This window comes from Treponema sp. UBA3813 (assembly GCA_002368605.1).
Classification (GTDB): domain Bacteria; phylum Spirochaetota; class Spirochaetia; order Treponematales; family Treponemataceae; genus Treponema_D.
This window is the reverse complement of the sequence record DFEB01000001.1, coordinates 3,428-3,655: the sequence shown is the minus strand read 5'-3', so window position 1 is coordinate 3,655 and position 228 is coordinate 3,428. Positions and strand designations below refer to the sequence as shown.

General features: G+C 35.5%; 1 protein-coding gene. It reads left to right on the top strand.

Going from position 1 to position 228, the window contains the following annotated elements; all coding sequences use genetic code 11:
- On the top strand, positions 1 to 212 hold a 212-nt coding region (locus tag B2089_RS00015; protein WP_296685233.1), incomplete at its 5' end, for a transposase.
- Positions 213 to 228: the final 16 nt, after the last annotated feature.

Here is a 228-nt window from a genome sequence, read left to right as displayed (position 1 = left end):
GATGTAAGTTTAAGTTTGCAATTGCAGATGAAGAATATAAAACTCTTATGAAAAAGCGTTCCACTGAATGTGAAACTGTCTTTGGTCAGACAAAAGGCAATTTAGGCTTCAGGCGATTTCATCTTCGGGGAAAAGAAAAAGTAGGAACTGAATGGGGATTACTGATGCTGGGATATGATTTCAAGCAGCTGATTCGATTAATAAACGCCTAAGAAAAAAAACAATAAA